25 protein-coding genes are annotated in these 24,262 nt (G+C 61.3%); 19 read left to right on the top strand and 6 right to left on the bottom strand.

Annotated elements, in window-relative coordinates; genetic code table 11:
• Positions 1-2: 2 nt before the first annotated feature.
• From H7A76_RS09895 to H7A76_RS09825, 15 genes are all read left to right on the top strand, one after another.
• Positions 3-1,154, top strand: coding sequence for an N-acetyl sugar amidotransferase (locus H7A76_RS09895; RefSeq protein WP_260497937.1), 1,152 nt, complete (start codon positions 3-5; stop codon positions 1,152-1,154).
• Positions 1,151-1,795 (top strand): imidazole glycerol phosphate synthase subunit HisH, encoded by a 645-nt coding sequence (gene hisH / locus H7A76_RS09890; protein ID WP_185698313.1) that lies wholly within the window; start codon positions 1,151-1,153, stop codon positions 1,793-1,795. The genes H7A76_RS09895 and hisH overlap by 4 nt, the downstream gene beginning before the upstream one ends.
• Entirely contained in the window at positions 1,789-2,577 is a 789-nt protein-coding gene (gene wbuZ, locus H7A76_RS09885) for a glycosyl amidation-associated protein WbuZ (RefSeq protein WP_185698312.1), read from the top strand. Before hisH ends, wbuZ begins: the two co-directional genes overlap by 7 nt.
• Positions 2,574-3,698 carry a UDP-2,4-diacetamido-2,4,6-trideoxy-beta-L-altropyranose hydrolase gene (gene pseG, locus H7A76_RS09880; protein ID WP_185698311.1) on the top strand — a complete coding sequence of 375 codons (1,125 nt, stop codon included), beginning with the start codon at positions 2,574-2,576 and terminating at the stop codon, positions 3,696-3,698. Before wbuZ ends, pseG begins: the two co-directional genes overlap by 4 nt.
• Positions 3,695-4,216, top strand: a complete 522-nt coding sequence (gene pseH, locus H7A76_RS09875) for a UDP-4-amino-4,6-dideoxy-N-acetyl-beta-L-altrosamine N-acetyltransferase (protein WP_260497936.1) — start codon at positions 3,695-3,697, stop codon at positions 4,214-4,216. The genes pseG and pseH overlap by 4 nt, the downstream gene beginning before the upstream one ends.
• Before the next feature lie 14 nt (positions 4,217-4,230).
• Complete coding sequence (gene pseI / locus H7A76_RS09870; RefSeq protein ID WP_185698310.1) at positions 4,231-5,289, top strand: pseudaminic acid synthase; 1,059 nt, start codon at positions 4,231-4,233, stop codon at positions 5,287-5,289.
• A 6-nt stretch (positions 5,290-5,295) separates the two neighbouring features.
• Positions 5,296-6,798, top strand: a complete 1,503-nt coding sequence (locus H7A76_RS09865; protein ID WP_185698309.1) for a hypothetical protein — start codon at positions 5,296-5,298, stop codon at positions 6,796-6,798.
• Positions 6,799-6,834: 36 nt separating this feature from the next.
• Positions 6,835-7,575, top strand: coding sequence for a class I SAM-dependent methyltransferase (locus H7A76_RS09860; protein ID WP_185698308.1), 741 nt, complete (start codon positions 6,835-6,837; stop codon positions 7,573-7,575).
• A gap of 228 nt (positions 7,576-7,803) precedes the next feature.
• Positions 7,804-8,628, top strand: a complete 825-nt coding sequence (locus tag H7A76_RS09855; RefSeq protein ID WP_221775177.1) for a GNAT family N-acetyltransferase — start codon at positions 7,804-7,806, stop codon at positions 8,626-8,628.
• A gap of 2 nt (positions 8,629-8,630) precedes the next feature.
• Positions 8,631-10,013 (top strand): polysaccharide deacetylase family protein, encoded by a 1,383-nt coding sequence (locus tag H7A76_RS09850; protein WP_185698306.1) that lies wholly within the window; start codon positions 8,631-8,633, stop codon positions 10,011-10,013.
• Positions 10,014-10,072: 59 nt separating this feature from the next.
• The gene (locus tag H7A76_RS09845; RefSeq protein WP_185698305.1) at positions 10,073-10,987 is read left to right on the top strand and encodes a glycosyltransferase family 2 protein; all 915 of its coding nucleotides are present in this window, start codon (positions 10,073-10,075) and stop codon (positions 10,985-10,987) included.
• A 95-nt stretch (positions 10,988-11,082) separates the two neighbouring features.
• The gene (locus tag H7A76_RS09840; protein ID WP_185698304.1) at positions 11,083-11,826 is read left to right on the top strand and encodes a glycosyltransferase; all 744 of its coding nucleotides are present in this window, start codon (positions 11,083-11,085) and stop codon (positions 11,824-11,826) included.
• A 45-nt stretch (positions 11,827-11,871) separates the two neighbouring features.
• Positions 11,872-12,885, top strand: coding sequence for a UDP-glucose 4-epimerase GalE (gene galE, locus H7A76_RS09835; protein WP_185698303.1), 1,014 nt, complete (start codon positions 11,872-11,874; stop codon positions 12,883-12,885).
• Positions 12,886-12,892: 7 nt separating this feature from the next.
• A complete protein-coding gene (locus H7A76_RS09830) occupies positions 12,893-14,059 on the top strand; it encodes a glycosyltransferase family 4 protein (protein WP_185698302.1) in 1,167 nt (388 codons plus the stop codon).
• 126 nt (positions 14,060-14,185) lie between these two features.
• Positions 14,186-15,430 (top strand): TIGR03862 family flavoprotein, encoded by a 1,245-nt coding sequence (locus H7A76_RS09825; protein ID WP_185698301.1) that lies wholly within the window; start codon positions 14,186-14,188, stop codon positions 15,428-15,430.
• 55 nt (positions 15,431-15,485) lie between these two features.
• Here H7A76_RS09825 and H7A76_RS09820 read toward each other — a convergent pair whose 3' ends face one another.
• Positions 15,486-16,820 carry a DEAD/DEAH box helicase gene (locus tag H7A76_RS09820; RefSeq protein ID WP_185698300.1) on the bottom strand — a complete coding sequence of 445 codons (1,335 nt, stop codon included), beginning with the start codon at positions 16,818-16,820 and terminating at the stop codon, positions 15,486-15,488.
• A gap of 195 nt (positions 16,821-17,015) precedes the next feature.
• Between H7A76_RS09820 and H7A76_RS09815 the strand changes: the two genes are divergently transcribed.
• Positions 17,016-17,474: a hypothetical protein gene (locus tag H7A76_RS09815; RefSeq protein WP_185698299.1), complete on the top strand. Its 459-nt coding sequence runs from the start codon at positions 17,016-17,018 to the stop codon at positions 17,472-17,474.
• A gap of 49 nt (positions 17,475-17,523) precedes the next feature.
• Here the strand turns inward: H7A76_RS09815 and yedA are convergent, their stop codons facing one another.
• The gene (gene yedA, locus H7A76_RS09810) at positions 17,524-18,432 is read right to left on the bottom strand and encodes a drug/metabolite exporter YedA (protein ID WP_185698298.1); all 909 of its coding nucleotides are present in this window, start codon (positions 18,430-18,432) and stop codon (positions 17,524-17,526) included.
• Between the two features lie 162 nt (positions 18,433-18,594).
• Between yedA and H7A76_RS09805 the strand changes: the two genes are divergently transcribed.
• Positions 18,595-19,056, top strand: a complete 462-nt coding sequence (locus H7A76_RS09805) for an Lrp/AsnC family transcriptional regulator (protein WP_185698297.1) — start codon at positions 18,595-18,597, stop codon at positions 19,054-19,056.
• Positions 19,057-19,224: 168 nt separating this feature from the next.
• On the opposite strand, the gene H7A76_RS09800 is transcribed toward H7A76_RS09805, so the two are convergent.
• From H7A76_RS09800 to H7A76_RS09790, 3 genes are all read right to left on the bottom strand, one after another.
• Positions 19,225-19,830, bottom strand: coding sequence for a PolC-type DNA polymerase III (locus H7A76_RS09800; protein ID WP_185698296.1), 606 nt, complete (start codon positions 19,828-19,830; stop codon positions 19,225-19,227).
• 27 nt (positions 19,831-19,857) lie between these two features.
• Complete coding sequence (locus H7A76_RS09795) at positions 19,858-20,337, bottom strand: NYN domain-containing protein (protein WP_022641159.1); 480 nt, start codon at positions 20,335-20,337, stop codon at positions 19,858-19,860.
• 137 nt (positions 20,338-20,474) lie between these two features.
• Positions 20,475-21,251 (bottom strand): DUF2076 domain-containing protein, encoded by a 777-nt coding sequence (locus H7A76_RS09790; RefSeq protein WP_185698295.1) that lies wholly within the window; start codon positions 21,249-21,251, stop codon positions 20,475-20,477.
• Between the two features lie 178 nt (positions 21,252-21,429).
• Here H7A76_RS09790 and H7A76_RS09785 point away from each other — a divergent pair, with 178 nt between their 5' ends.
• Both H7A76_RS09785 and H7A76_RS09780 read left to right on the top strand, forming a co-directional pair.
• The gene (locus H7A76_RS09785; protein ID WP_185698294.1) at positions 21,430-22,089 is read left to right on the top strand and encodes a YciC family protein; all 660 of its coding nucleotides are present in this window, start codon (positions 21,430-21,432) and stop codon (positions 22,087-22,089) included.
• A gap of 90 nt (positions 22,090-22,179) precedes the next feature.
• Positions 22,180-23,256: an endonuclease/exonuclease/phosphatase family protein gene (locus tag H7A76_RS09780; protein ID WP_185698293.1), complete on the top strand. Its 1,077-nt coding sequence runs from the start codon at positions 22,180-22,182 to the stop codon at positions 23,254-23,256.
• A 12-nt stretch (positions 23,257-23,268) separates the two neighbouring features.
• Here the strand turns inward: H7A76_RS09780 and H7A76_RS09775 are convergent, their stop codons facing one another.
• Complete coding sequence (locus tag H7A76_RS09775; protein WP_185698292.1) at positions 23,269-23,670, bottom strand: hypothetical protein; 402 nt, start codon at positions 23,668-23,670, stop codon at positions 23,269-23,271.
• Positions 23,671-24,262 lie beyond the last annotated feature (592 nt).

Genomic DNA, 24,262 nt, shown 5'->3' with positions numbered 1-24,262 from the left:
GAATGCTGACTTATTGCAAGCGCTGCGTAATGCCCGACACCAAACCTGATCTCTATATTGATGATGAGGGTATCTGCAGTGCCTGCCGCAGCTACGAACAACGGAACGAAGTCGACTGGGACCAGCGCAAGCAGGAGCTGCTGGTCATCCTCGACAAGTACAAGAACAAGACCGGCGACAACTGGGATTGCATCGTTCCTGTCAGTGGCGGGAAGGACAGCACCTACCAGGTGATACGCATGTTGCAACTGGGCCTGAACCCGCTCTGCGTAACCTCGACGACCTGCGACCTCTCGGATATCGGCCGCAAGAACATCGAGAACCTCAAGCACCTCGGCGTCGACTACGTCGAAATGTCTCCGAATCCGAAGGTTCGCGCCAAGCTGAACCGGATCGGCCTGACCCAGGTGGGCGACATCGCCTGGCCCGAGCACGTCGGGATTTTCACCATCCCGGTCCGCGCGGCCGTGCAGTTCAACATTCCGCTCATCGTGTGGGGCGAGAACTCGCAAAACGAATACGGCGGTCCAGCCGCGGCGGCCAGCAACAACGTCCTCAACCGGCGCTGGCTGGAAGAGTTCGGTGGCCTGCTGGGCATGCGGGTATCCGACCTGATCGGCACCGATGGCATCGAAGCCAAGCACCTGATCTCGTACACCTACCCAAGTGACGAAGAGTTGGCGCGCGTAGGGGTCACCGGCCTGTTCCTCGGCCACTACATCCCCTGGGATGGCCTGTCCAACGCCCTGATCGCCCAGGCGCATGGTTTCCATTCCTATGAGAAGGTGGCCGAAGGCTCCATGGTCAACTACGAGAACCTGGACAACCACCAGCATGGCATCCACGACTACTTCAAGTTCCTCAAGTTCGGCTTCAGCCGCGCGACCGACCACGCCTGCCTGCATATCCGTCGTGGCCGGCTGACCCGCCAGGATGGCCTGGACATCGTGACCAACCTCGATGGCAAGTTCCCGTGGGAATACCTGGGCAAGAGCCTGGAAGAGATCCTGCGTCCGCTGGACATGACCGTCGACGAGTTCATCGCGCTGTGTGACAAGTTCACCAACAAGAAGATCTTCAAACGCGACGCCAAGGGTGTGTTGATTAAAGATCGGGATGGCAACCTCACCAAGGTCAACTACGACAACGTATGAAGATCGGAATTATTGATTATGGAGTCGGCAACCTGGGATCGGTGATGCGCGCAATCGAAGCATTGCGCGTCACCCCGGTCCTGGTGGATCGCCCCATGGACATGCACAACGTCGATCGACTGCTGCTACCTGGCGTCGGCAATTTTGCCGACTGCGCCCAACTGCTGCACGAAGGCGGCTGGGTCGATGCCTTGCATGAAGAAATCCAGCACCGCGGCAAACACCTGCTCGGCGTGTGCGTCGGCATGCAGTTGCTGGCCACCAGCAGCATGGAAGGCGCTCAGGGCACAGGTGAAGGCGACACGCCCGGGCTCAACCTGATCCCGGGCAAGGTCGAGCACCTGAGTACGCTGGGCTGCAGCCTGCGGGTGCCGCACAGTGGCTGGAACAACGTCTCGGCCTGTGCTCCAGAACGCGAACTGTTCGAGGGCATCCCCGACGGTACGGATTTCTACTTCGTGCACAGCTACGCCTTCACCCCTGCGGACCCTGCCGATGTCCTGGCGGTCACCGACTATGGCGTACCGGTCGTTGCCGCCGTTCGACGCGGCCGCGTCTGGGGCACGCAATTTCATCCAGAAAAAAGCTCCAGGGCCGGGTTTCGGTTGCTGCGAAACTTTGTAGAGGCTCCAGAATGCTGAAGGTTCGCGTGATTCCCACCTTGCTGTGGAAACAATTGGGCCTGGTGAAAGGCATTGGCTTCGATAGCTGGCGCCGGGTCGGCTCGGTCATGCCGGCCATCAAGGTCTACAACCAGCGGGAAGTCGACGAACTCGTGCTGGTGGACATCGTGGCCCACAAGTCGGACGAAGAGCTGGACTTCGAATCCGTAGACGACTTTGGCCAGGAATGCTTCGTACCCCTGACCGTCGGCGGCGGCATTACCCATATCGACCAGGTGCAGCGCCTGCTGCGGGCCGGGGCGGACAAGGTCTGCATCAATACTGCGGCCTATGGCAACCCGGAACTGCTGACCGACATCGCCAAGCGCCATGGCGCGCAATCCGTGGTGGCCAGCATCGACGTACGCCATGAAGCCGACGCTAACGACTGGCAGTGCTTCAGCCATGCCGGCAAGCAAGCCACCGGCCGCAAGGTCATCGAATGGGCCCGCGAGGTCGAGGCCAGGGGGGCGGGCGAAATCCTGATCACCTCCATCGATCGTGACGGCACCCAGCAGGGCTACGACCTGGCGCTCATCGAGAGCGTGGTCAAAGCGGTCAATATCCCGGTGATCGCTTCAGGCGGCGCGGGCAACTACCAGCATATGGTGGAGGCCGTGATCCAGGCCGGGGCCTCGGCAGTCGCGGCGGCGAGCATGTTCCACTTCACCGAGCAGACTCCAGCCGGAGCGAAGAACGCCCTGGCCGCGGCCGGTGTGCCGATCCGCAAGCCATACCTCGACTCGGCTGGTTCTCGATGATCGAGCGCGTTGCGTTTCGTGCCGATGCCTCGGTGCAAATCGGCATCGGCCATGTAATGCGCTGCCTCACCCTGGCCGATGCCCTGGCCCGGCGGGCCGTCGAGTGCCACTTCATCTGTCGTGACGCCCCCCAGGGCCTGCTGGCGCAAATCGTGGCCAGCGGACATCGAGTGCACGAGCTTCCCGCCGCCGCACCTGTCGAACCCGCGTCGTCCCCGATGGCGGATCAGGCAGACGGCCCCCAACTCGCCCACCAGCAATGGCTCGTTGTTACTCAAAGCCAGGACGCCAGTGAGTCGGCGGCGGTGCTTCGCGAGCTGCGGCCCGACTGGCTGATCGTCGACCACTACGCCCTGGATAGTCGTTGGGAGGCTGCCGTCAGGCCACTGTGCGGCAAGCTGATGGCGATCGACGACCTGGCCGATCGGGCACATTGCAGCGACCTGCTCCTGGACCAGAACCTGGGCCGCCAAGCCGCGGACTACCAGGCTCGGGTCCTGCCCCATTGCCAAGTGCTCGCCGGCTCGACCTACTCCCTGCTGCGCCCCGAATTCGCGAAACTGCGCCAATACAGCCTGGAACGCCGGGCAACGCCGCAACTCCGGCAGTTGCTGATCAGCATGGGCGGCATCGACAAGGACAATGTCACCGGCCAGGTGCTCGAGGCCCTGGGTAACTGCCAGTTGCCGGACGACTGCCGTATCTGGGTGGTGATGGGCGGGGCCGCCCCATGGCTGGACAGCGTGCGACAACAATGCGCCAGGATGCCGGTAACCACCGAAGTACTGGTGGATATCCGCGACATGGCACAGCGGATGGCCGACAGCGACCTGGCCATCGGCGCCGCCGGCGGAACCTCCTGGGAACGCTGTTGCATGGGGCTTCCTACCCTGACCGTGGTCATCGCCGAGAACCAGTGGCCTGGCGCCCATGCTCTGGCCGAAACCGGTGCTGGAGAATTGCTTGGCACCCCGCAGGATATCGCTGAACGCCTGCCGCCCCTACTGGCGACCCTGCAGCAAGGCCCCCGGCTGGCGCAGATGGTCACGGCAGCCGCCGGAGTGACCGATGGCTCCGGTGCCCGTTACGTCGTGGAAAAACTGGAGCAACTCGCCCGATGAGCGGCCAATCCGATCACCCATGGCTGATACGACGCATGATCGAAGACGATATCGATCAGGTGCTCGCCTGGCGCAACCACCAGGACATCCGCCGCTACATGCACACCCAGCATGAAATCACCCGCAGCGAACATGCGCGCTGGTTCGAACAGGCCAATACCGACCCCAGGCGCGCCCTGTTGATCTTCGAAAGCGAGGGTGTCGCGCTCGGCTATGTCAACTTCCACCAATCGGCACAAGGCCGCATCGCCGACTGGGGCTTCTATGCCGCGCCACAGGCCCCGAAGGGCACGGGCCGGCTCATGGGGCACGCAGCCCTGCGGCACGGCTTTACCCAGTTGAACCTGCACAAGGTCTGCGGCCAGGTGCTGGCCTACAACGAGCGCTCATTGAAGATGCATCGTAGCCTTGGCTTTCAACAGGAAGGCCTCCTGCGCGAGCAACATTTCGACGGCCAGCGTTATCACGACACCGTCTGTTTCGGCCTTCTTGCCGCTCAATGGCCATCAACTACTTGAGAGACACCGACGCTATGTCCAACACCTACAGCATCAACATCGCCGGCCGTCGTATTGCCCAGGACGCCCCTCCCTACATCATCGCCGAGCTCTCCGCGAACCATAACGGAAGGCTGGAAACCGCGTTGAAGATCATCGAAGAGGCGAAAAAGGCCGGGGCCGATGCCATCAAGCTGCAAACCTACACGGCCGACACCATCACCCTGGACTGCGACTCCGAGGAGTTCCAGATCCATGGCGGCCTGTGGGATGGAAAATCCCTGTACCAGCTGTACCAGGAAGCCCACATGCCCTGGGCCTGGCATGCGCCATTGTTCCAACATGCGGAAAAACTCGGGATCACTATCTTCAGTTCGCCGTTCGACAACACCGCGGTGGACATGCTGGAAGACCTCAACGCCCCGGCCTACAAGATCGCCTCTTTCGAGGCCGTGGACCTGCCGTTGATCAAGTACGTCGCCAGCACCGGCAAGCCCATGATCATCTCCACCGGCATGGCCGATGCCGAGGAAATCCAGGAAGCGATCGACACCGCCAAGGCCAACGGCTGCAAGGAGCTGGCGATCCTGCATTGCGTGAGCGGCTATCCTGCCCCGGCCAGCGACTACAACTTGCGCACCATTCCAGAGATGATCCAGCGCTTTGGCCTGGTGACCGGCTTGTCCGACCACACCCTGGACAACACCACTGCCATTGCCAGCGTTGCCCTGGGCGCCTCGATCATCGAAAAGCACTTCACCCTGGACAGGAGTGGCGGTGGCCCTGACGACAGCTTTTCCCTGGAACCTGCCGAGCTGGAGCAACTGTGCCGCAACAGCAAGACCGCCTGGTCCGCCCTGGGCAAGGTCGACTACGCTCGCAAGTCCAGCGAGCAAGGCAATGCGAAGTTCCGCCGCTCCCTGTACTTCGTCAAGGATCTGAAAGCCGGGGAACTGATCACCCCCGATGCCATTCGCAGCGTGCGCCCAAGCTACGGGCTGCCACCCAAGTGCTATGACCAGGTCGTCGGCAAACACGCCAGCCGGGACATCGCTGCCAATACAGCTGTCAGCTTCGAAGCGATCACGGAGTAACGGCTGGTGGGTGAACTTGAAGTTGGCCTGACGAAAGCAGTCAGTGAGAAAGGCTTTCTCGACGTCTTGGCCGAGTTTGAACAACAGCACGACGTTGCCTCGTTGCGCTACAACGGTACACAGTACTGGCCATTGCTGCGGATGATGCTGGGCTTTGAAAACGATCCCCTGGTCCCGCCCAGCCAAAGCAAGGCACGGTTTCGCGACCGGCTGAAGAAATATGGGAATGCGCTGGGCTCGCTGTTCGAAGACTTCATCGACCCCAGGCACAACCTGGAGCGCGATGCGCCGTGCGATGTCTACTACCTGACCCACTCGACCTGCCGCAGCCTGAAGATCAAGGGCACCTACTTCGACGCATTCTTTTCCCCACTCAGGCATTGGTGCGAAGAGGCACAAGTGCCAGTGGACTTCTATGGCGAAGAATTCGTCCCTGACTCGGAATATCGGACCCCTAGATCGGAAAAGACGGCCTACATACAAAAGCACCTGACCATCGTCTCCCTGACCAACAGGTTCAAGGACAAGCCGCAACTGGCTGAAGCTGATCTGGCGCTGATTGACGTTCTCAGGCTCGAACTCCAGTCCCGAGGCTTCGGCACGCAATCCGTCAGCCTTAAGGCCATCGAGAATGCGCTGACGCAACTGGACCTACATAAACAGCGCTTCTCCAGGGTCCTCAAGGCGAAGCAACCCAGACTGGTGATGGTAGCGACCTACTATAGTGTTTTCGGCTTTGCCTTGATGGCGGCAGCCAATGCCCTGGGTATCAGGACCATCGATCTGCAACATGGGGTCCAGGGGGCCGGGCATTTCGCCTACGGGACCTGGGGCCATGTCCCCCGGGGGGGCTGGGACCTGCTGCCCAGGCTCTTCTGGAACTGGACCCAGGAGGACGTAGCCAATATCGGCACCTGGGGCGGCGAAGCGCATCGAGGCATCCTCGGCGGACGCATCTTCAGCCAGTACCTGAACGAGGTCGATGTCGAGTTCGCCGAATACCACGACCTGACCCAGCGCATCCGGCAAGCGGGTTGCAAGCAGGTAGTGCTGGTGACGCTGCAACCCATCGACAGTGAAGATTTCATCGACGAGCTGCGCAAGGCCATGCAAGGTCCGGCGTTCACATCGGTCTTCTGGTTGTACCGCCTGCATCCGGCAATGATGGACAAACAGGGCGCCTACGCGGGCTCGCTGGAAAATGAACGCAGCGACCTCGCACTGTGCTCGAACCTGCCGCTGGACTATGTCATCAAGCTGGCGGACCTGCATGTCACTCTCAATTCATCGGTTACCATCGAGGCAGCGCTTGAGGGCATCCCGAGCCTGCTCGACCATAACTGCAGCTATTACATGGAGTGGCAGGAGCGCGGAATTGCCCGGCGTATCGAGAAAGGACAGTCCTGGAGCGATGCAATCCTGCAATGCCTGAACAGCGGCAGCCGCTTTTCAAGAACTCAGGAGCGACCTTCCGCCAGCAAGATAATGCTCGAACTGAGCTCCGAATAATAATCTGCACCCCACACGACTTGGTGGCCAATAGACATGAACCACTCAAAAAATTATTGGCAAGGCAAGACTGATAGCGGACATCGTTTCTCCAGCACCGACTACTTCAGGAAAAAGGCCCTTGAATGTGCGCAGGTCATCGATGAAGGAGCCTGCCAAGGCCGGATAATCGACCTGGGCTGCGGCGCGGGCGAACTACTGCAACAGCTGCTTCCGTTGGTCAATATCACCAAGGGGGTCGATTACTCCGCTTCAATGATCGACTCCGCCAGGAAGCTCCTGGCGGGAATGGAGGTCGAGTTGGATGTCGCGGATATTTTCGAACTCCTGCCGCAAGCGGATTTCACGCAGTGGACGACGACCGAAGCCTTGAACCAGTATCTGAATCCAGCCGAAATCGCCAAGGTCATCGAGATCTTCGCGAATAACCCAAAAGCCCGGGTGTTCTATCTGTTCGACTGCGTCGACCCGGTTCGCTACATGACCTTGAGCATGGGTTCTTATTATTCGACCCAACCCGAGCCTGCGCCGAATGGCCTTGGTGACCAGGCCCGATCGATGCTTCGGAGCCTGGCGACTTGCGCCAGGCTCGCGGCTTTCAGGCTCGGCGGCCAACGTTGGGTCAAATGGAAAGATGAAGGCATGGGCTTTGCCTATACCCCCTACTTCTGGTTCGAGGCATGTAAGAAACTTGGGCTAGAAGTGACTTTTATCAGCTCAAAATATTACGAGTACAGATACCACGCAATTATCCGAAAGTTGTCCAAAGATAGTTGAAGCAGGTGGGACTTTGAGTCAACGATTTTTACAGAGCAACTGAATCCAATATACTCCGCGCCTGACTTCAACTTGACGGTTTTCTGTATGCAGCAAAACAAAACACTCTACAGGGACGCTTGCATAGCAGAAAAATCAATCCCTATCTTCAACCAGGCCTGGTGGCTCGACGCTACGGCCGGTGCAGAAAACTGGGACGTCGCGATCGTGGAAAAGGGCGGTAAAGTCATGGCCGCCCTGCCCTACATGATCAAGAAGCACCGCGGTTCCACCCTGCTGAGCCAGCCCTCCCTCACGCAGTTCCTGGGTCCATGGTTGCGCGAAAGCAGCGCGAAGTACGCCAAGGCACTCGGGCAGCAGAAAGACCTGATGGAGTCCCTGATCGATCAGTTGCCCAGGTTCCACCAATACGCCCAGAACTGGCATTACAGCCAGCAGAACTGGCTGCCGTTCTTCTGGCGCGGCTTCAAGCAGACCACTCGCTATACCTACGTCCTCCCCGAACTGGGTAACGAAGACGCACTCTGGCAAGAGGTCCAGGCCAATATTCGAACCGATGTGCGCAAAGCCAGCGAGCGCTTCCAGGTCCGCGTCCGCGACGACCTGGGCATCGCCGATTTCCTGGCGCTCAACCGCCTCGTCTTCGCCCGCCAGGGCATGCCGCTGCCCTACTCGGAAAGCTTCGTCGAGCGACTCGACAAGGCCTGCGTCGAACATGGCGCACGCAAGATATTCATCGCCGAGGACGAGCAGGGCCGCCGGCATGCCGGGGTCTACCTGATCTGGGACGCCAATAGCGCCTATTACCTGATGGGTGGCTCAGACCCTGAGTTGCGTAACAGCGGTGCCACCAGCCTGTGCATGTGGGAGGCCATCAAGTTCGCCTCCACGGTCACCAGGCGCTTCGATTTCGAAGGCTCGATGCTCGAACCTGTCGAGCGTTTCTTCAGGGCCTTCGGGGCAGTGCAAACGCCCTACTTCGCAGTCTCGAAAACCCCCTCCAGGATCCTCAGGACAGTGCAATTCATCAAAGAGCTCAGGGCAGGACAATGACTATGCAGAAGGCTTGGCCGAACCCATCGATTCTCAGCTGGCTGGAGCAGGTCCTGGCTGAACGCTATGGCCAGGCATTTTCCATCGGCCTCCTGGACGCCGGCATCCTCTGCCTGAGCCATGAGGACAGCCCTGCCCGCGTGCACCTGGCGACGGACTCCAGGAGCTTCAACCGGGCCGAGTCGGACCTGCCATGCACCAGCTGGGACGCGGCCAGGGAGGGTTGGACCCCGGCCCTGGGGAGCCCCCTGCCCGCGCCTGGAGCCAGTGACTTGCCCTCGCCGCTGATCGAGCCCAGCGATGGCGGCTACCGCATCCACTACGACATCCTCGGGTTGACGTACTGGATGCTGTCGCGCCTGGAAGAAACCAACCGCGAGAACCTGGACAACCACCAACGCTTCGCCGCCACCTCCTCCCACGCCTTCAAGCACGGTTACCTGGAGCGCCCCGTGGTGGACGAATGGCTTGGCATTCTCGGCCAGGTCATCCACAAGACCTGGCCGGAACTGGCGCTCAAGCGCCAGCAGCCTTCGATGAAGGTGTCCCATGACGTCGACATGCCGAGCTACTACGGATTCCGCTCGCCCACGGGCATCGCTCGCGGGATGCTGGCCGACGTCCTCAAGCGCGGGAATCTCAAGGGAGCCCTGGTAGCCCCATGGGTGCGCCTCAATAGCGGCAAGTCGCTGCATCCGGCCGACCCGGCAAACACCTTCCACTGGCTCATGGACATTTCGGAGCAACACGGGCTGGTCAGCGCCTTCTACTTCATCTGCGGCCGCACGGATCCGGCCAAGGATGCCGACTACGAGCCAGAACACCCGGCCATTCGCCAGTTGTTGCGGGATATTCATGCACGAGGCCACGAGATCGGCCTGCACCCCAGCTACAACACCTACCAGTCTCCTGGAGACATCCTGGCCGAGGCACAGCGCCTGAAAAGGACCTGCGCGCAGGAAAATATCCATCAGTCGACCTGGGGTGGGCGAATGCACTACCTGCGCTGGGAGCATCCCACTACAATGCGCGCCTGGAACGACGCAGGGCTAGGCTACGACAGTACCCTGGGCTATGCCGACTACGTCGGGTTTCGCTGCGGGACCTGCCATGAGTACCCCGCCTACGACCCCCTCGAGGGCCGGCAACTGGACTTGCGTATTCGTCCATTGATCGCCATGGAGTCCACGGTGATAGCCCAGCATTACATGGGGCTGGGGGTCGGCCAGGCAGCGTTGCAGAAGTTCTGCGACCTGAAGGATATCTGCCAGGCCGTGGGCGGTTGCTTCACCCTGTTGTGGCACAACTCACAGTTCGATAGCCAGGCCGAGCGGGAACTGTACAAGGCTGTAGTGAGCCACCAGCAACCGGCAGAAACTCGTTAAAACAACTATCAGCTCGAACCTGATTGATTTCGCAGTACACCGTTAGATTGAGGACTCACATGCACCTTGTTTCATATCTGATCCCCTTGTACAACAAGGAGGACTATATAGTCGAAGCAGTTGAGTCGGTGTTGAAAGAGGCCAGCGAAGAGCTCGATGTTGAAATCTGCATAGTTGATGATGGCTCGACCGACTCTTCCCTTTCCCTGGTACGCAGCCAGTTTTCCGCAAACCCGAAGGTCAAGATACATGCCTTTCCCAAGAACCAGGGAAAGAACGCAGCCTTCAATTCTGCCTTTGAAATGGCCCAGGGAGAGTTCATCTGCCTGTTGGGCGCCGATGACTACCTGGTACAGGGTAGGACGCAAAAGCTCCTGGACAAGGCCCTGGCCACGGGCAACTCGGTCTACGGCGGGCTGTACCGCTACGACCACGATGCCGCCAAGATCATTGGCCAAGTGCTGCCCGCCCAACCGAGTTATCTGAAGAACCTGCTGGGCAGCAGTCTTTCCGGTGGTTGCGCCCTGCTCTGGAGAAAAGATGCCCAACGCGTGTTCCCCCTGCCCGAGAACCTGAAGTTCGAGGACTGGTGGATTTCGTTCTTCCTGCTCCAGGCCGACCGGGTTAGCGTGCTCGCCGAACCGGTCCTGTTCTACAGGCTCCACGGCGGCAACGACTGTGGAGCCGTTGTCCACGATCAAGAGTCGGTGGCCCGGGACTACGCCAGGCACTACGACTTCTTCGCAGCCATACGCCCGTTCATCACGGGTTTCTGGCCCAATCTCTACTTCAAGAAGTCCATTGCCCTGCGCGAAGCCTTCTTCGGCCGGGGGAAATTGAAGTACTTCTTCTATTTCCCCATCGACGCCACATGGTTGAAGACCGCGGCATTCATGATGTTCGGAACCTCGTTCGTCTATCGCGCCAAAGACTGGCTAGGTCGCTTGCGCAACAATGCCCGGCTGCGTCCCTAGTCGCCTCTTTGAGCGGCGCGCCGATGGGCCAGCCCTCGACAGGCAGCGCCCGGCATCGATGGACTTTCGTTATTTAAAGGTACGGCGGTAAGCCAATGATTAGTGTTGTTATGGGCGTCAGCAGGTTCGATGATTTCGTCCCCCTGGCCATCGATAGCGTTCTGGCTCAGACATTTGCTGATTTCGAACTGATCATCGTCGCCAATGGCGCCGCATGTGACGAAACCGAAACTCGCCTCAATGGGCTCTATGCTCAAGAACCTCGCTTGCGGGTCATCAAGAGCAAGATCCCCCAGTTGGCCAACGCGCTGAATGTCGGCCTCGATGCCGCCAGGTACGACTATGTCGCCAGGATGGATGCCGATGACGTCTGCTGGCCGGATCGCCTGGCAAAGCAGTTCGCGTACCTGCAGGCCAACCAGTTGGACTTCGTCGGTTGCGACCTGCGACTCATCGACCCTGAAGGAGCTGTATTGGGCACCCGCATCTATCCCAAGGGCGCCAATATCGACAAGTTGCTCAGGTACAAGAACTGTTTTGCCCACAACACCATCATCTACCGCAAGGATCTGATCATCAGGGCCGGTGGATACAACGCCGGTTTCAACTCCGAGGACTATGACCTGTGGCTGAGGCTCAAGCGTCTTGGCATCAAGTGGGCGAACATGGATGAAATACTGCTCGACTATCGAATCCACAGCGGTGCGTCGCAAAGAAAGCTGCTCGGTTACGCTGAAGCCACTGGCCTGGCAGCCCGAGAGTTCGTATTGAATAAAAGCATCAAGAACCTGATGGCCGTTTTCTATCACTTCCTAAAGTCCATCATCAGGTCCAGATAATCTGCAATGATCGATTCGGCACACATTTAGAACGAGATCAGCAATATGCGATTCTTGATAACTGGCGGCGCAGGCTATATCGGCTCACACACGGTACTGGAGTTACTTCAGGCCGGTCACGAAGCAGTAATATTGGACAACTTGTGCAACAGCTCGATGTTGTCGATAGAACGTGTCCAGCAACTGACCGCAAAAACGCCGGTGTTCATCCAGGGCGACGTTTGCGACCGGGCCATTCTCGATCATGTCTTCGCCACCCATAAAATCGATGCGGTCCTGCATTTCGCCGGACTGAAGGCCGTTGGTGAGAGTGTCCGACAGCCCCTGGCCTACTACCAGACCAACGTCGGCGGTAGCGTCACCCTGTGCCAGGCGATGGCCGCGGCAGGCGTGTTCCGCCTGGTCTTCAGCTCATCGGCCACCGTGTATGGCGACCCGCAACAGGTACCTCTGGTCGAAACCTGCCCTACGGGGACCCCGACCAACCCCTACGGTACCTCCAAGCTGATGGTCGAGAAGATCCTGCAAGACATGGCTGCTGCCGATCCGCGCTGGTCGGTGGCCCTGCTGCGCTATTTCAACCCGGTCGGTGCCCATCACAGCGGGCAACTGGGCGAAGACCCCAACGGCGTCCCGGAAAACCTGCTGCCCTATATCAGCCGCGTCGCGGTGGGCAAGCTGGAAAAGCTCTCCGTCCATGGCCATGACTATCCCACCCCGGATGGAACCGGCGTGCGCGACTACATCCATGTCGTCGATCTCGCCAAGGGACACCTGGCGGCCGTCGACTACGTCTGTGCCCATAGCGGAATCGATGTCTGGAACCTGGGAACAGGTGTCGGCTACTCGGTGCTGGAAATGCTCCAGGCATTCGAGAAGGCTTGCGGGCGCACCCTCCCCTACGTGCTCTCCCCTCGCCGGCAAGGAGATATCGCACAGTGCTGGTCGGATTCCTCAAAGGCCCAACGGGAACTAGGTTGGAAGGCGGAACTTGGGCTCCGGGAAATGATGGAAGACACATGGCGTTGGCAGTCGAACAATCCAGATGGCTACAGGTAACTACACAATGAAGATTGCGCTGGTCGGCACGAGTGCCTCATGTGTCTATGGCTTTCGTGCCGACCTGATCAAGGCCCTGGTCGCGGCTGGCCATGAAGTCCATGCCTTGGCACTGGACTACGACGCCAGTAGCCGCCAGAAGGTCCAGGCGCTCGGTGCCATCACCGTGGACTATGACTTCAGCCGCGCCGGCCTGAACCCGTTTTCGGATGTATCCAACACCTTCAAGCTGGCCAGGATCCTGAAGGAGATCGGCCCGGACCTGGTCTTCTCGTACTTTTCCAAGCCGGTGATCTTCGGCACGTTCGCCGCCGTCCTGGCAGGCGTTAAGCGCCGGATCGGCATGCTCGAAGGACTGGGGTACGTCTTCACCGACACTCCCGGGGGAACTGGCTACAAGCTGCGAATCCTGCGCCAGGTGCAGGCGTTGCTTTATCGCCTGTCCTTTCCGTTCCTGGAGAGGATCATTTTCCTCAACCCCGATGATCCGGTGGACCTGATCGACAAATACCGGATCCATGTGAAGAAGGTCGACGTATTGGGCGCCATCGGCCTCAATCTCCGGGACTACCCCTATTCGCCATCTCCTGCCGGAGCGGCCCTGTCGTTCCTGTTCATCGGACGCCTGCTCGCCGAGAAAGGCGTGAACGAATACGTGGCCGCCGCGCGTTTGGTGAAGAGCCGCTATCCCGAGACCCGTTTCGTCATGCTGGGCGGCCTGGACGAGGAAAACCCGGGAGGACTCACTGCCGCGACCCTCAAGCAACTGGTGGAAGATGGCCTGGTGGTCCACCCCGGGCACGTGTCCAATGTCGTGGACTGGATTACCGAATCCGATGTGTTCGTCTTGCCGTCCTACTATCGCGAAGGGGTGCCCAGGAGCACCCAGGAAGCCATGGCAGTGGGCAGGACCGTCATCACCACCGATGTTCCGGGCTGCCGTGAAACCGTAGTCGACGGAGTCAACGGCTTCCTGGTTCCACGCTGGTCGGCGCCAGTGCTGGCGGAGAAGATGCTGTACCTGATCGAACACCCTGAATACCTGGAGAAAATGGGCCGGGAAAGCTATCGCATCGCCCGGGAGAAGTTCGACGCCCAGGAAATCAACCAGCGACTGCTGGGCCTGCTGGATATCCCGGTCCACGGCCTGACGCCTGGTCCGGCCTCCAACTGAGACCGGCCGGTCCCCGCCGCCACAGGCCCATGGCATGGCGGCGAGTGTCCGGCCGACCTCATCGGCGCGCAGCCCGACCATGGCTCGGGTAGAATGCGCGGCTCATTCCCCCAGCATCGCCCCGCCATGACTCGATCCCCTTCTCCCCTGTCCCACCATGTTGCCATCATCGGTGGCGGCCCGGCCGGCCTGATGGCCGCCGAGGTACTGAGCCAGGCAGAAGCCCGGGTCGACCTGTATGACGGCATGCCCTCGGTGGGTCGCAAGTTCCTCCTGGCGGGCGTGGGCGGCATGAACATCACCCATTCCGAAGCCTACCCGGCCTTTCTCTCGCGCTATGCCGAACGGGCGCCGCAAATCGCCCCCTGGCTGCGCGAATTCGATGCCCAGGCCCTGTGCCAATGGATTCACGGACTGGGGATCGAGACCTTCGTCGGCAGCTCCGGCCGGGTGTTTCCCACCGACATGAAGGCCGCGCCCTTGCTGCGCGCCTGGCTCAAGCGCCTGCGCGAAGCCGGGGTGGTTATCCACACCCGGCATCGCTGGCTCGGCTGGAATACCGACGGCAGCCTGCGCATCCAGCATCCCGAGGGTGAAAGCGCGGTACGCCCCGACGCGGTGCTACTGGCGCTGGGCGGCGGCAGTTGGGCACGCCTGGGCTCCGATGGCGCCTGGATGGCGCTGCTTGCGCAACGTGGGGTCCAGGTAGCGCCCCTGCAGCCGAGCAACTGCGGTTTCGAAGTGGCCGCCTGGAGCGAACTGCTGCGCAACAAGTTCGCCGGGGCCCCCTTGAAGAACGTGGCCATCGGCCTAGACGACACGCCCCGCCTGGGGGAATGCGTGATCACCGCCAAGGGTATCGAGGGCAGCCTGATCTATGCCCTTTCGGCCTCGATCCGTGAAGCGATCAACCTGCACGGCCAAGGCACCATTCATATCGACCTGCTGCCGGGCAAGCCCCGGGACAAGGTCCAGGCGGCCCTGGCCAAGCCTCGTGGTTCGCGTTCCATGGCCAAGCACTTGCACAGCCAGTTGGGAATCGACGGCGTCAAGGCCGCCTTGCTGCGGGAGCTGACACCGGCCGCGACCTTCAATGATCCGGCCAGCCTGGCGGCGGCGATCAAGGCCCTCCCGCTGGTGCTGGTCAAGCCCCGCCCCCTGGAAGAAGCCATCAGCAGCGCCGGCGGCGTGCGCTTCGAAGCACTGGATGAACGCTTGATGATCCGGCAGGAGCCTGGGCTGTTCTGCGCCGGAGAAATGCTCGACTGGGAAGCCCCCACCGGCGGCTACCTGTTGACCGCCTGCTTCGCCAGCGGACGCCGGGCCGGGCGCGGCATCCTCCAATGGCTCGCCGAACGCCGCCAGTCCTAGGCCGGATACCAGGAGCGGCCAGGTTGAACCGGCCACCCACAACTTGTCGTGGCGCTTAAGGCTTGCGCTTGCGCGGGCCGGTATTGAAGGCCGGCACCTTGCGCACCGGTTTCACCGCAGGCTCGGCGGCCACTTCGCCGCTATCGACCCAACGCCCCAGGTTGCGCTTGCCGCCGCTACCGGTAGCCTTGGGCTTCTTCGGTTTCTTCGGCTTCTTCACCACCTGGCCACTGGCGTCGGTCTCGGGCACCCGGTGCTCGGGCTCGAAGTCTGGCTCCTCATGGCGCTTGAGGGTCTGGCGGGTCAGCATTTCGATCGCCGACAGCAGGTTCACTTCATCGGCGCAGACCAGGGAAATCGCCTCGCCGGTGGAACCGGCACGCCCGGTGCGGCCGATGCGGTGGACGTAGTCCTCGGCAACGATCGGCAGGTCGAAGTTGACCACCAGCGGCAGATCCTCGATGTCCAGGCCACGGGCCGCCACGTCAGTGGCCACCAGGATCTGGATCTCGCCCAGCTTGAACCGATCCAGGGCACGCTGGCGCGTGGCTTGGGGCTTGTCGCCGTGGATGCCATCGGCATTCACGCCCTGGCCCTGGAGTTTTTCCACCAGGGCGTCCACGCCGTTGCGGGTCTTGGCGAACACCAGTACCTGCTTCCAGCGGTTCTTGCGCAGCAGGTGGCTGAACAGCTCTGGCTTGCGCTTCTTGTCCACCGGCACCACCCACTGCTTGACCGTGCTGGCGGCGACGTTGCGCGGGCTGACCTCGATGCTCAGCGGGTCCTTGAGCATCTGCCCGGCCAACAAGCGGATAGGGTCGGAGAACGTCGCGGAGAACAGCAGGGTCTGGCGCTTTTTCGGCAGGGCGGCGTAGATGCTCTTGAGCTCCTCGGAGAACCCCAGGTCGAGCATGCGGTCGGCTTCATCCAGCACCAGGGTCTGCAACTGGCCGAACTTCACCGCGTTCTGCCGGAACAGGTCCAGCAGGCGGCCAGGCGTCGCCACCAGCAGGTCGACGCCCTTGCGCAGCTTCATCATCTGCGGGTTGATGCTGACCCCGCCATACACCGCGTAGGTACGCAGCGGCAGGTGTTCGGCGTACTGGCGCACGCTGTCGTGGACCTGCTCGGCCAGCTCGCGGGTTGGCACCAGGATCAGCGCCCGCACCGAATTGCTGTCGACCTTCGGCCCTTCCAGGGTCAGCAATTGCAACAGCGGCAGGGCGAAACCGGCGGTCTTGCCAGTGCCGGTCTGGGCTGCGGCCATCAGGTCGCGACCGGCAAGCACCGCCGGAACCGCCTGGGCCTGCACCGGGGTCGGGGTCTGGTAGCCAAGGGGTTCGAGGGCGCGCAGCAAGGGTTCGATCAGGCCGAGAGTGGCGAATGTCATGGGGATACCGTAGGAAAAAGTCAGCACAGGAATGCAATGGGCGGCAGTTTACCCTAATTCACAGCCCCACTTACGGACCATGCCCGCCGGCCCGGGAGCGTGTATGCTCGCCCCCAACTGGCCCAAAAGAATGCCCCGCGCCCTGCGTACCGGACATCTTCACGGCCCTCCCCCCCTCAAGGAGTCTCACCTCGCATGGACCACGAAAATCCGTTCCAGGCCCCCGCCGCCGAACTGCGGATCGCCCCGACCGTCGATCAGCACCTGCGCCTCTACAGTGTCGCGGCAATCGGCCTGAGCACCTTCCTCGGCACCTCCATGGCGGGAGCCTACTTCATCAGCCGGAACCTCAAGGCACTGGGGCGCGAGGCTGAGGTGAGGAAAGCCTGGACCATGGGCATCGGCGTTTTCCTGGCCATGACCCTGGCAGGCTTTTTCCTTCCGGATAACATTCCCGCCGTGGTCTTCATCCTGCCGCAGATCTATGGGATGAACGCCTACGCGCGCCAACTGTTCGGCCCCCAGGTGGTGGACCACAAGGCCAACGGTGGCCACTTCGTCTCGTTATGGCCAGTGGCGGGAATCAGCCTGCTGTTTGCCCTGGCCTTGGCGGCGGTGTTCTTGATAGCAGCGCTGCTTATCGGCCTCGAGTGATGCTTTCACGCTGAAACCACAACGCCGGGCAATGCCCGGCGTCCTTTAATCAGGCGGCCTCTTCCCGGGCCACGGCCTTGGGCTTGCGCCATTGCGGCAGGCCGATCAGCACCACGGCGCTGATGATCACCAGCATCGCCAGCGCCTCTTCCAAGCCGATGCTCTCGCCGACGAAGACGATGCCCAGCAACACCGCCACCGCGGGGTTGACGTAGGCATAGCTGGTGGCCGCCGCCGGGCGTACGTGCTTGAGCAGGTACATGTAGGCATTGAAGGCGATGATCGAACCGAATCCTGCCAGGTAGGCCAGCGCCAGCCAGCCCTCCAGGGCGGGCATGGCTTCCAGGCGCTCGCCGCGCAGCAGGCTGCCCAGCAGCAGCACCACACCACCGACAAGCATTTCCGCGGCGCTGGCCATGGCCCCCTGGGGCAGAGGCAAGTGCTTGCTCCAGACCGAGCCGAAAGCCCAGGCCGCTGCGGCGAACAGCAACAGGGCCGCGCCCAAGGGGCTCGATTGCAGGTTGGAACCGAGGTTCAGCATGCCGATGCCGATCATCCCGAGGATGATGCCGGCCCACTCCAGGCGGGTATTGCGCGTGCCCCAGAAATAACCGCAGAGCAAGGTGAACAAAGGCACCGTGGCCACCGCCAGGGCCGCCACTCCGGAAGCCACGCCCAGGTGCTCGGCGACCGTCACCGCACCGTTGCCGAAACTCAGCAGCAGGATGCCGATGATCCCGGCAGCCTTCCATTGCGCCCAGGTGGGCGCCGGAACCCCACGCCAGCGCAGGAAGGCATACATCAGGCTGCCGGCGAGTACGAAGCGGATGCCGGCAAGCATCAAGGGTGGCCAGTATTGGACACCGATACGGATCACCAGGTAGGTCGACCCCCAGATCACGTAGAGGGCAAAGAATGCAGCGATCAACGGCAAGGGAAAGCGGCTTTGGCCAGGCATGGGATACGGCTCGGGAGGCAGGCAGGGAGGGCCCATTGTAGAAAGCCGAACGAGGCAAGCTTAAGTTACAAAACTTGTTTTTAAGAGCAGTACACTTTCCAAAACATGGAGTTCAGGGCTATATACCTTGCTTTCGAAAGCCAGGGTGTTTGGGAGCCTTCCATGGACAAATATGACCGCATGCTCTTGGCCCAGCTGCTGGAGAACGGCCGGGCGACTTATGCCGAGCTGGCGCGCAAGGTCAACCTTTCGGCACCTGCCGTGGCCGAGCGGGTCGCCAAGCTCGAAGCCAGCGGCGTGATCACCGGCTACCAGGCCAAGGTCGACATGGACAAGCTGGGATTGCCGATCCAGTGCGTCATCGAACTGCGCCTGGCCCAGCACGGCAACCAGAAAAGCTATGACGAACTGATCAAGATCCCGCAACTCACCGAATGCCACCGGGTCACCGGCGATCCCTGCGTGATCATGCAGGCCGCCGTGGGTTCGATGCCGGAGTTGGAAGAGCTGATCAACCGCGTCGCCCAGTTCGGCTTCAGCAAGACCTCCATCGTACTCTCCAGCGCCATCGAGCGGCGCCTGCCCCTGGGACATCTGGAGAGCAACGGCAAACCTTCCAATTGATCCACCATTGGCCTGTAGCCGCTGTCGAGCCAAGGCGAGGCTGCGCGAAGGCCCGTAGGGCCTTGCTTGAGGATTTTTCCAGCAGGCCTCGATCCCTGCGGTCGCTGCGCGCCCGTGCGCAGCCTGCGGCAGCGACTACACGAAGCGGCCCCGCAGGGTCTTGCCGCGTCAGCGATGGCGCCGCAAGTGCTCGGGCACCTTGGCCGCCGGAACCTTCTGCAACTTGCACAAGAAATCGTGGGACAACGGGTGCAGACCGTGGGTATCGCGCAGTTCGCCCGCCAGGTGCACCAGCAGGTTGGCCGCCATCTCGGCGTCGGCCATGGCCCGGTGGGCCTGGCCGGTATGCGGCAGGCCGGCGTAGGCGGTCAAGGTACCGAGCTTGTGGTTCGGCGCCGCCGGCATCAGGCGCCGGGCCAGCAGCAGGGAACAGGCGAAGTTCTGCAACCGGGTGCGTCGGATCCGCCCCAGCTCGAAATCCCAGAACTTCTGGTCGAAGGCGGCGTTATGCGCCACCAGCGGCGTGGTGCCGACGAGTTCGTTGACTTCGTTCATCACCTGCTCCGCCGAGGGAGCCCCGCGCAGCATGGCGTTGCTGATGCCGGTCAATTGCTCGATGAACGGCGGTACCCGCACGCCGGCGTTCATCAGGCTCTGGTAGCGCTCGACGATGCGCCCCTGTTCGAGGATCACCACGGCGATCTCGGTGGCCCGGCAACTGCTGCTCGGGGAAAGCCCGGTGGTTTCGAAGTCGATGACGGCAATGCGTTCCAACCTGTTTTGCTCCGTATGAATCCGTTTTCAGCTTTTCAACAGCAAGGCGCCTTCGATCGGCACATAGCGGCTGGCGGCGCGAATCAGCGAATTGGCGGTCAGCCCCGGCACGCCGTAGGCCACCGCGCTGACGCCGTGCTTGTGGATGATGCGCTCCAGCAACAGGTCGAAATCGCCGTCGCCGGAGGCCAGCACCACTTCATCCACCTGGCTGGCGGCGTCCATGATGTCGATGGTGATACCCACGTCCCAGTCGCCCTTGGCCGAGCCGTCGCTGCGCTGGATGTAGGGTTTGAGTTTGACCGTGAAACCCAGGTTGCGCAGGATCTGCTGGAACTGCTGTTGCTTGCTGTCGCCGCGATCGATGGCATAGGCATAGGCCTGGACGATCTGCCCGTGCTTGCTGATATCGGCCCACAGCGCCGCGTAGTTGAAGTGACAGCCATAGGCCTGGCGCACGGTGTAGTAGAGGTTTTGGACATCGGCGAACAGGGCGATTTTTTTCACCGCTAATCCTCATGGCGCAGCAGCACGGCAACTGGATCGACCCTTGGGGTCGGAAAAGTCGTCCAGTATGCCAGCGCCAGGGATTGTTCCGCGAATTATCGGCCCGGGGCATGTTGTGGCCCCGGACCGATGGTAGGTCAGACGAAGGAGTCGTCGTCGGAGAAGAACGAGCTGTCGTCGTTGTCGTAGCCCGCGTCGTTGAAGCCGCCCTGGTCGTTGCCGCCCCAGGAGTCGTTGTTGGCATAACGCTGTTCGTCATTGCCCCAGCCGCTGTTGTCGCTGGCCGGCGCCGGTTCTTCCTTGATGACTTCGACGACTTCCTGGGGCTGCTGGTTGCCGTGGAACAGGCTGCTGATGCCCTGGGCCAGCATCACGCCGCCTGCGACACCGGCGGCGGTCTTCAGCGCGCCCCCCAGGAAACTGCTGCCAGCCGCTGGCGCCTGCTGTGGCGCGTAGTTCTGTTGCGGCGCAGCGCCGAACCCCTGCTGGGGGGCACCGAAGTTCTGCTGTGGCGTGCCAAAGCCCGGGCGTGGCGGCTCACGCCAGCCACCACCGGAAGATGGCGCCGGGCTCGGGGCCGGGGCCGGTTGCGCTTCGCGGGAGCCACCGAAGATGCTCGACAAGAACCCGCCACTCGAGGCCGGGGCCGGGGCCGCCTGGGACTTGGCCCGTTGCAGGTCGGCCTGCAATTGCTGGACTTGCTGGGTCAGCTGCTTGTTCTGTTCGTCGAGGCTCTTGAGGGCAGCCTCCTGCACCAGGATCGCCTGGGTCATGAAATACCCGGCCGCAGGCTGGCGGGTCAGATGCTCCTTGATCCGCGCCTCGGCCTGGGCATCACGCGGGGCTGAATCCGTTTCGGCTTGCTGCAACCGTGAAAACAGTCCATCGATCAGGGTTTGCTCTTCGCTATTCATGGCGACCTCTTTAGATTGCCGGTAAAAATCCGCTCTACGGTCCGAGGGGACCGCGATACGCGACAGTTATGGGGTTGGCGCGTCGACTTTCAATGGTCTTTACCCAAGGTTTACGTTTGCTTCCCCAGGGCCTGCATCGGTTAAAGTGTCCAACCGCTTCGCCACTGCGATCCCTTCGATGAATCCGTTAGACGTTCTGCGCGACTCCCTGTACTTCTTCCAACGCAACCTCGGGCGCATCGCCCAGCTGTGCCTGCCACTGGTGATTTTCGAGGCGCTGCTGCAACAGGTTGCCGGCAAGGCCCTGGGACCGAATGCCTTTTCCGGGTACAGCGTGATCGTCGGCCTGCTGGTGTATCCGCTGTACACCGGCGCACTGATCCTGTTCCTCGATGCCCGTACCCGTGGCGAATCGCCCCGAACCCGTGACCTCTTGGCCATGAGCCTGAGCCTGTGGCCGCGCTTCGCCCTGCTGACGGCGGTCAGCACCCTGCTGATCTTGCTGGGACTGTCACTGTATTTCCTGCCGGGCCTGTGGCTGATGGTGGTCCTGGCCTTCGCCGAGTACCTGCTGGTACTCAAGGGGGCATCGCCGCTGAATGCCATCACCGAGAGCTTTCGCCTGACTCGTGGGCATTTCCTACGGATCCTGGTGTGCATCCTCTGCGTGATGACCCCTTTGTGGCTGCTCAAGGGCGCCAGCGAAGCCGCGTATCCCGATCCCACGCCGCTGCTGGCGCTAACGATCGACAGCGCCTACAGCTTCCTCCAGTTGTTCACCAGCGTGGTGCTGTTCCGCCTGTTCATGCTGATCAGCCAGCAGCCGGACAAACGCTGAACCCCCGGCGCGGACGCTCTACCCCCTTGGGTGACGGCTGCGCACTCGGTTATGCTCGGACCCCATCCCGCAACGCCATAAGCCGAGCCGATGATCCGTCTACTTCGCGTGACCCTGTTGAGCCTGCTGCTGATCGGCCTGGTATTGGCCGGTCTGATCTACAGCCTGACCTGGCGTCCCCAGGCCAAGGAAACCCTGGCGGTGTCCTGTAGCGCCGAGGCCGCGCCGCTGATCCCGGGCCAAGCGTTGAAGGTGATGACCTGGAACCTGCAGTACCTGGCCGGCAAGCGCTACGTATTCTGGAACGACCAGGCCCATGGCCAGGACGAACGCCCCACCCTGGAGGACATGGCTTTCAGCCTCGACGAGGTGGCCCGGGTCATCCGCGACGAACAGCCGGACCTGGTGCTGCTCCAGGAGGTGGACCACAACGCCAAGGCCAGCGCCTACCAGGACCAGCTCAAGCTCCTCCAGGAACGCCTGGCCGACCTCTATCCCTGCAGCACTCGGGCCTACGACTGGAAGGCCGATTTCGTACCCTCCGCGCATATCTTCGGCAGCGTCGGCCGGCAACTGGCAACCCTCAGCCGCTACCGCATCGAACACGCCGAGCGCCTGCAACTGCCGGTGGCGGACCACAACGTCATCAGCCGGCAATTCCTGCCGCGAGACGCCCTGTTGCTCAGCTACCTGCCCCTGAACGACGGCGGACAACTGGCAGTACTCAATACCCACCTGGAGCGTGCACAGCAGGCCGGCGAAACCCAGGCCCGGCAAGTCGCGGCCATCGCCAAGACCCTGGACAAACTGGAAGGCCGTGGCACTCCCTGGCTGATCGGCGGCGACTTCAACCTGCTGCCCCTGGGCCAGTACCGGCGCCTGGATGAAAACCAGCGCGCGCCCTACAGTGCCGACAGCCCGCTGCATCTTTTGTGGGACAAGTACCCGATGATCCCCAGCAATACCCAAGCCAGCGGTGCCGACCGCGCGCGCTGGCTGACCCACTATCCCAACGACCCCGGTCTCGATGGACCGGACCGAACCGTCGACTACCTGTTCCACAGCCCGCGCCTGAAGCGCGTGGAGTCGCGGGTCCGCCAGGACGACACCCTGCGCATCTCCGACCACCTGCCGGTGCTCGCGCGCTTCCTGCTGCCGGCCCAGTAGGCGGCTTGGCGGCTAGGGCTTGGCGATGATGGTGAAGGTCAGGATGTCGCTATAGATACCGCCCTTGGCGTTCTTCTCGGTGGAAACATCGAAAGTCGGCCTGAAGCAGGTCTTGCCATTGCTGTTGAGCTTGAACACCCGGTTGGACGGATTGGGCAGCACGACATTGTTCGAACCTTCATTCAGCGTCAGCTGGTAAGGCAAGCCGGGCGCCTGAGCATTCTGGTGCTTGAGCAAGTACTTGCCGTTGGCGGACAGGCCGTTGCGATTGCCCGCATCGATCACGTACTCCTGGTAAGTGATGTAGTTATTACCCTTGTAGCTGAAACACAGCTGGTCCTTCGGAGCACTGAAGGACTTGTGCGTCACACCGCCACGGACCAGTTCGCCAAGGTCCCAATCGGGTGCGGTCATATTGATGAGGACATCTTCGGGAGGGGGTGGCACGCCGGGATCGATCAAAACCTTGCACTCCCCTCCTTTATTGCTTGGAGCGATATAAGCCAATCCTTTTATATCGGCATAATCATCGCCGTTCGTATAAATCCCCGCTCTAATCCCCACTGCTGGCCATTGACTGACGGAGCTGTTCTTGACTGTCACGATAATATCGCTGAGAAACGGACCTGTTTGCAGCCAATCTCCACGATTCCCAAGATAGATCACATATCCTCCTGAGCTTATTACCATGGCGTTCGAATATCGGACCCCGTTCAATGTCGCCGACGTTGCCACACTCGAAGTAGGCATGAGTCTTCCGTTCTCATCATAGGTATAGAACAGTATTCCTCGAGACCGAAAAGCCTTTTTCTCGATAAGTTCTAAAGGGACCTCCTTCCAAGAGACAGTAACCGTCAGGGTACTGGTGCCATTGTTATTGTCCGTATAAGAGCAACCGCTATAACCCTCGATAAGAGAATCAGTAATCAACTTGAGAGCCAACGCCTGACCCGTATAAAAGAAGATTGATGTAACAATCAATGAAACAAGCCATCTGCGTCCACTA

This window comes from Pseudomonas sp. MSSRFD41, assembly GCF_014230245.1.
In the GTDB taxonomy this organism is placed as follows: Bacteria; Pseudomonadota; Gammaproteobacteria; order Pseudomonadales; family Pseudomonadaceae; genus Aquipseudomonas; species Aquipseudomonas piscis.
Note: the sequence above shows the minus strand (reverse complement) of the source record. Positions and strands in the feature narration are given on the sequence as shown.

Coding starts and splice junctions, on each gene's coding strand:
- H7A76_RS09805 (WP_185698297.1), top strand. CDS start 18,595: ATGGACAAATATGACCGCATGCTCTTGGCCCAGCTGCTGGAGAACGGC.
- H7A76_RS09895 (WP_260497937.1), top strand. CDS start 3: ATGCTGACTTATTGCAAGCGCTGCGTAATGCCCGACACCAAACCTGAT.
- galE (WP_185698303.1), top strand. CDS start 11,872: ATGCGATTCTTGATAACTGGCGGCGCAGGCTATATCGGCTCACACACG.
- wbuZ (WP_185698312.1), top strand. CDS start 1,789: ATGCTGAAGGTTCGCGTGATTCCCACCTTGCTGTGGAAACAATTGGGC.
- H7A76_RS09780 (WP_185698293.1), top strand. CDS start 22,180: ATGATCCGTCTACTTCGCGTGACCCTGTTGAGCCTGCTGCTGATCGGC.
- pseI (WP_185698310.1), top strand. CDS start 4,231: ATGTCCAACACCTACAGCATCAACATCGCCGGCCGTCGTATTGCCCAG.
- H7A76_RS09820 (WP_185698300.1), bottom strand. CDS start 16,820: ATGACATTCGCCACTCTCGGCCTGATCGAACCCTTGCTGCGCGCCCTC.
- H7A76_RS09790 (WP_185698295.1), bottom strand. CDS start 21,251: ATGAATAGCGAAGAGCAAACCCTGATCGATGGACTGTTTTCACGGTTG.
- H7A76_RS09850 (WP_185698306.1), top strand. CDS start 8,631: ATGCAGAAGGCTTGGCCGAACCCATCGATTCTCAGCTGGCTGGAGCAG.
- H7A76_RS09860 (WP_185698308.1), top strand. CDS start 6,835: ATGAACCACTCAAAAAATTATTGGCAAGGCAAGACTGATAGCGGACAT.
- H7A76_RS09840 (WP_185698304.1), top strand. CDS start 11,083: ATGATTAGTGTTGTTATGGGCGTCAGCAGGTTCGATGATTTCGTCCCC.
- H7A76_RS09825 (WP_185698301.1), top strand. CDS start 14,186: ATGACTCGATCCCCTTCTCCCCTGTCCCACCATGTTGCCATCATCGGT.
- H7A76_RS09855 (WP_221775177.1), top strand. CDS start 7,804: ATGGCCGCCCTGCCCTACATGATCAAGAAGCACCGCGGTTCCACCCTG.
- yedA (WP_185698298.1), bottom strand. CDS start 18,432: ATGCCTGGCCAAAGCCGCTTTCCCTTGCCGTTGATCGCTGCATTCTTT.
- H7A76_RS09785 (WP_185698294.1), top strand. CDS start 21,430: ATGAATCCGTTAGACGTTCTGCGCGACTCCCTGTACTTCTTCCAACGC.
- H7A76_RS09815 (WP_185698299.1), top strand. CDS start 17,016: ATGGACCACGAAAATCCGTTCCAGGCCCCCGCCGCCGAACTGCGGATC.
- hisH (WP_185698313.1), top strand. CDS start 1,151: ATGAAGATCGGAATTATTGATTATGGAGTCGGCAACCTGGGATCGGTG.
- H7A76_RS09830 (WP_185698302.1), top strand. CDS start 12,893: ATGAAGATTGCGCTGGTCGGCACGAGTGCCTCATGTGTCTATGGCTTT.
- pseH (WP_260497936.1), top strand. CDS start 3,695: ATGAGCGGCCAATCCGATCACCCATGGCTGATACGACGCATGATCGAA.
- pseG (WP_185698311.1), top strand. CDS start 2,574: ATGATCGAGCGCGTTGCGTTTCGTGCCGATGCCTCGGTGCAAATCGGC.
- H7A76_RS09775 (WP_185698292.1), bottom strand. CDS start 23,670: ATGACCGCACCCGATTGGGACCTTGGCGAACTGGTCCGTGGCGGTGTG.
- H7A76_RS09845 (WP_185698305.1), top strand. CDS start 10,073: ATGCACCTTGTTTCATATCTGATCCCCTTGTACAACAAGGAGGACTAT.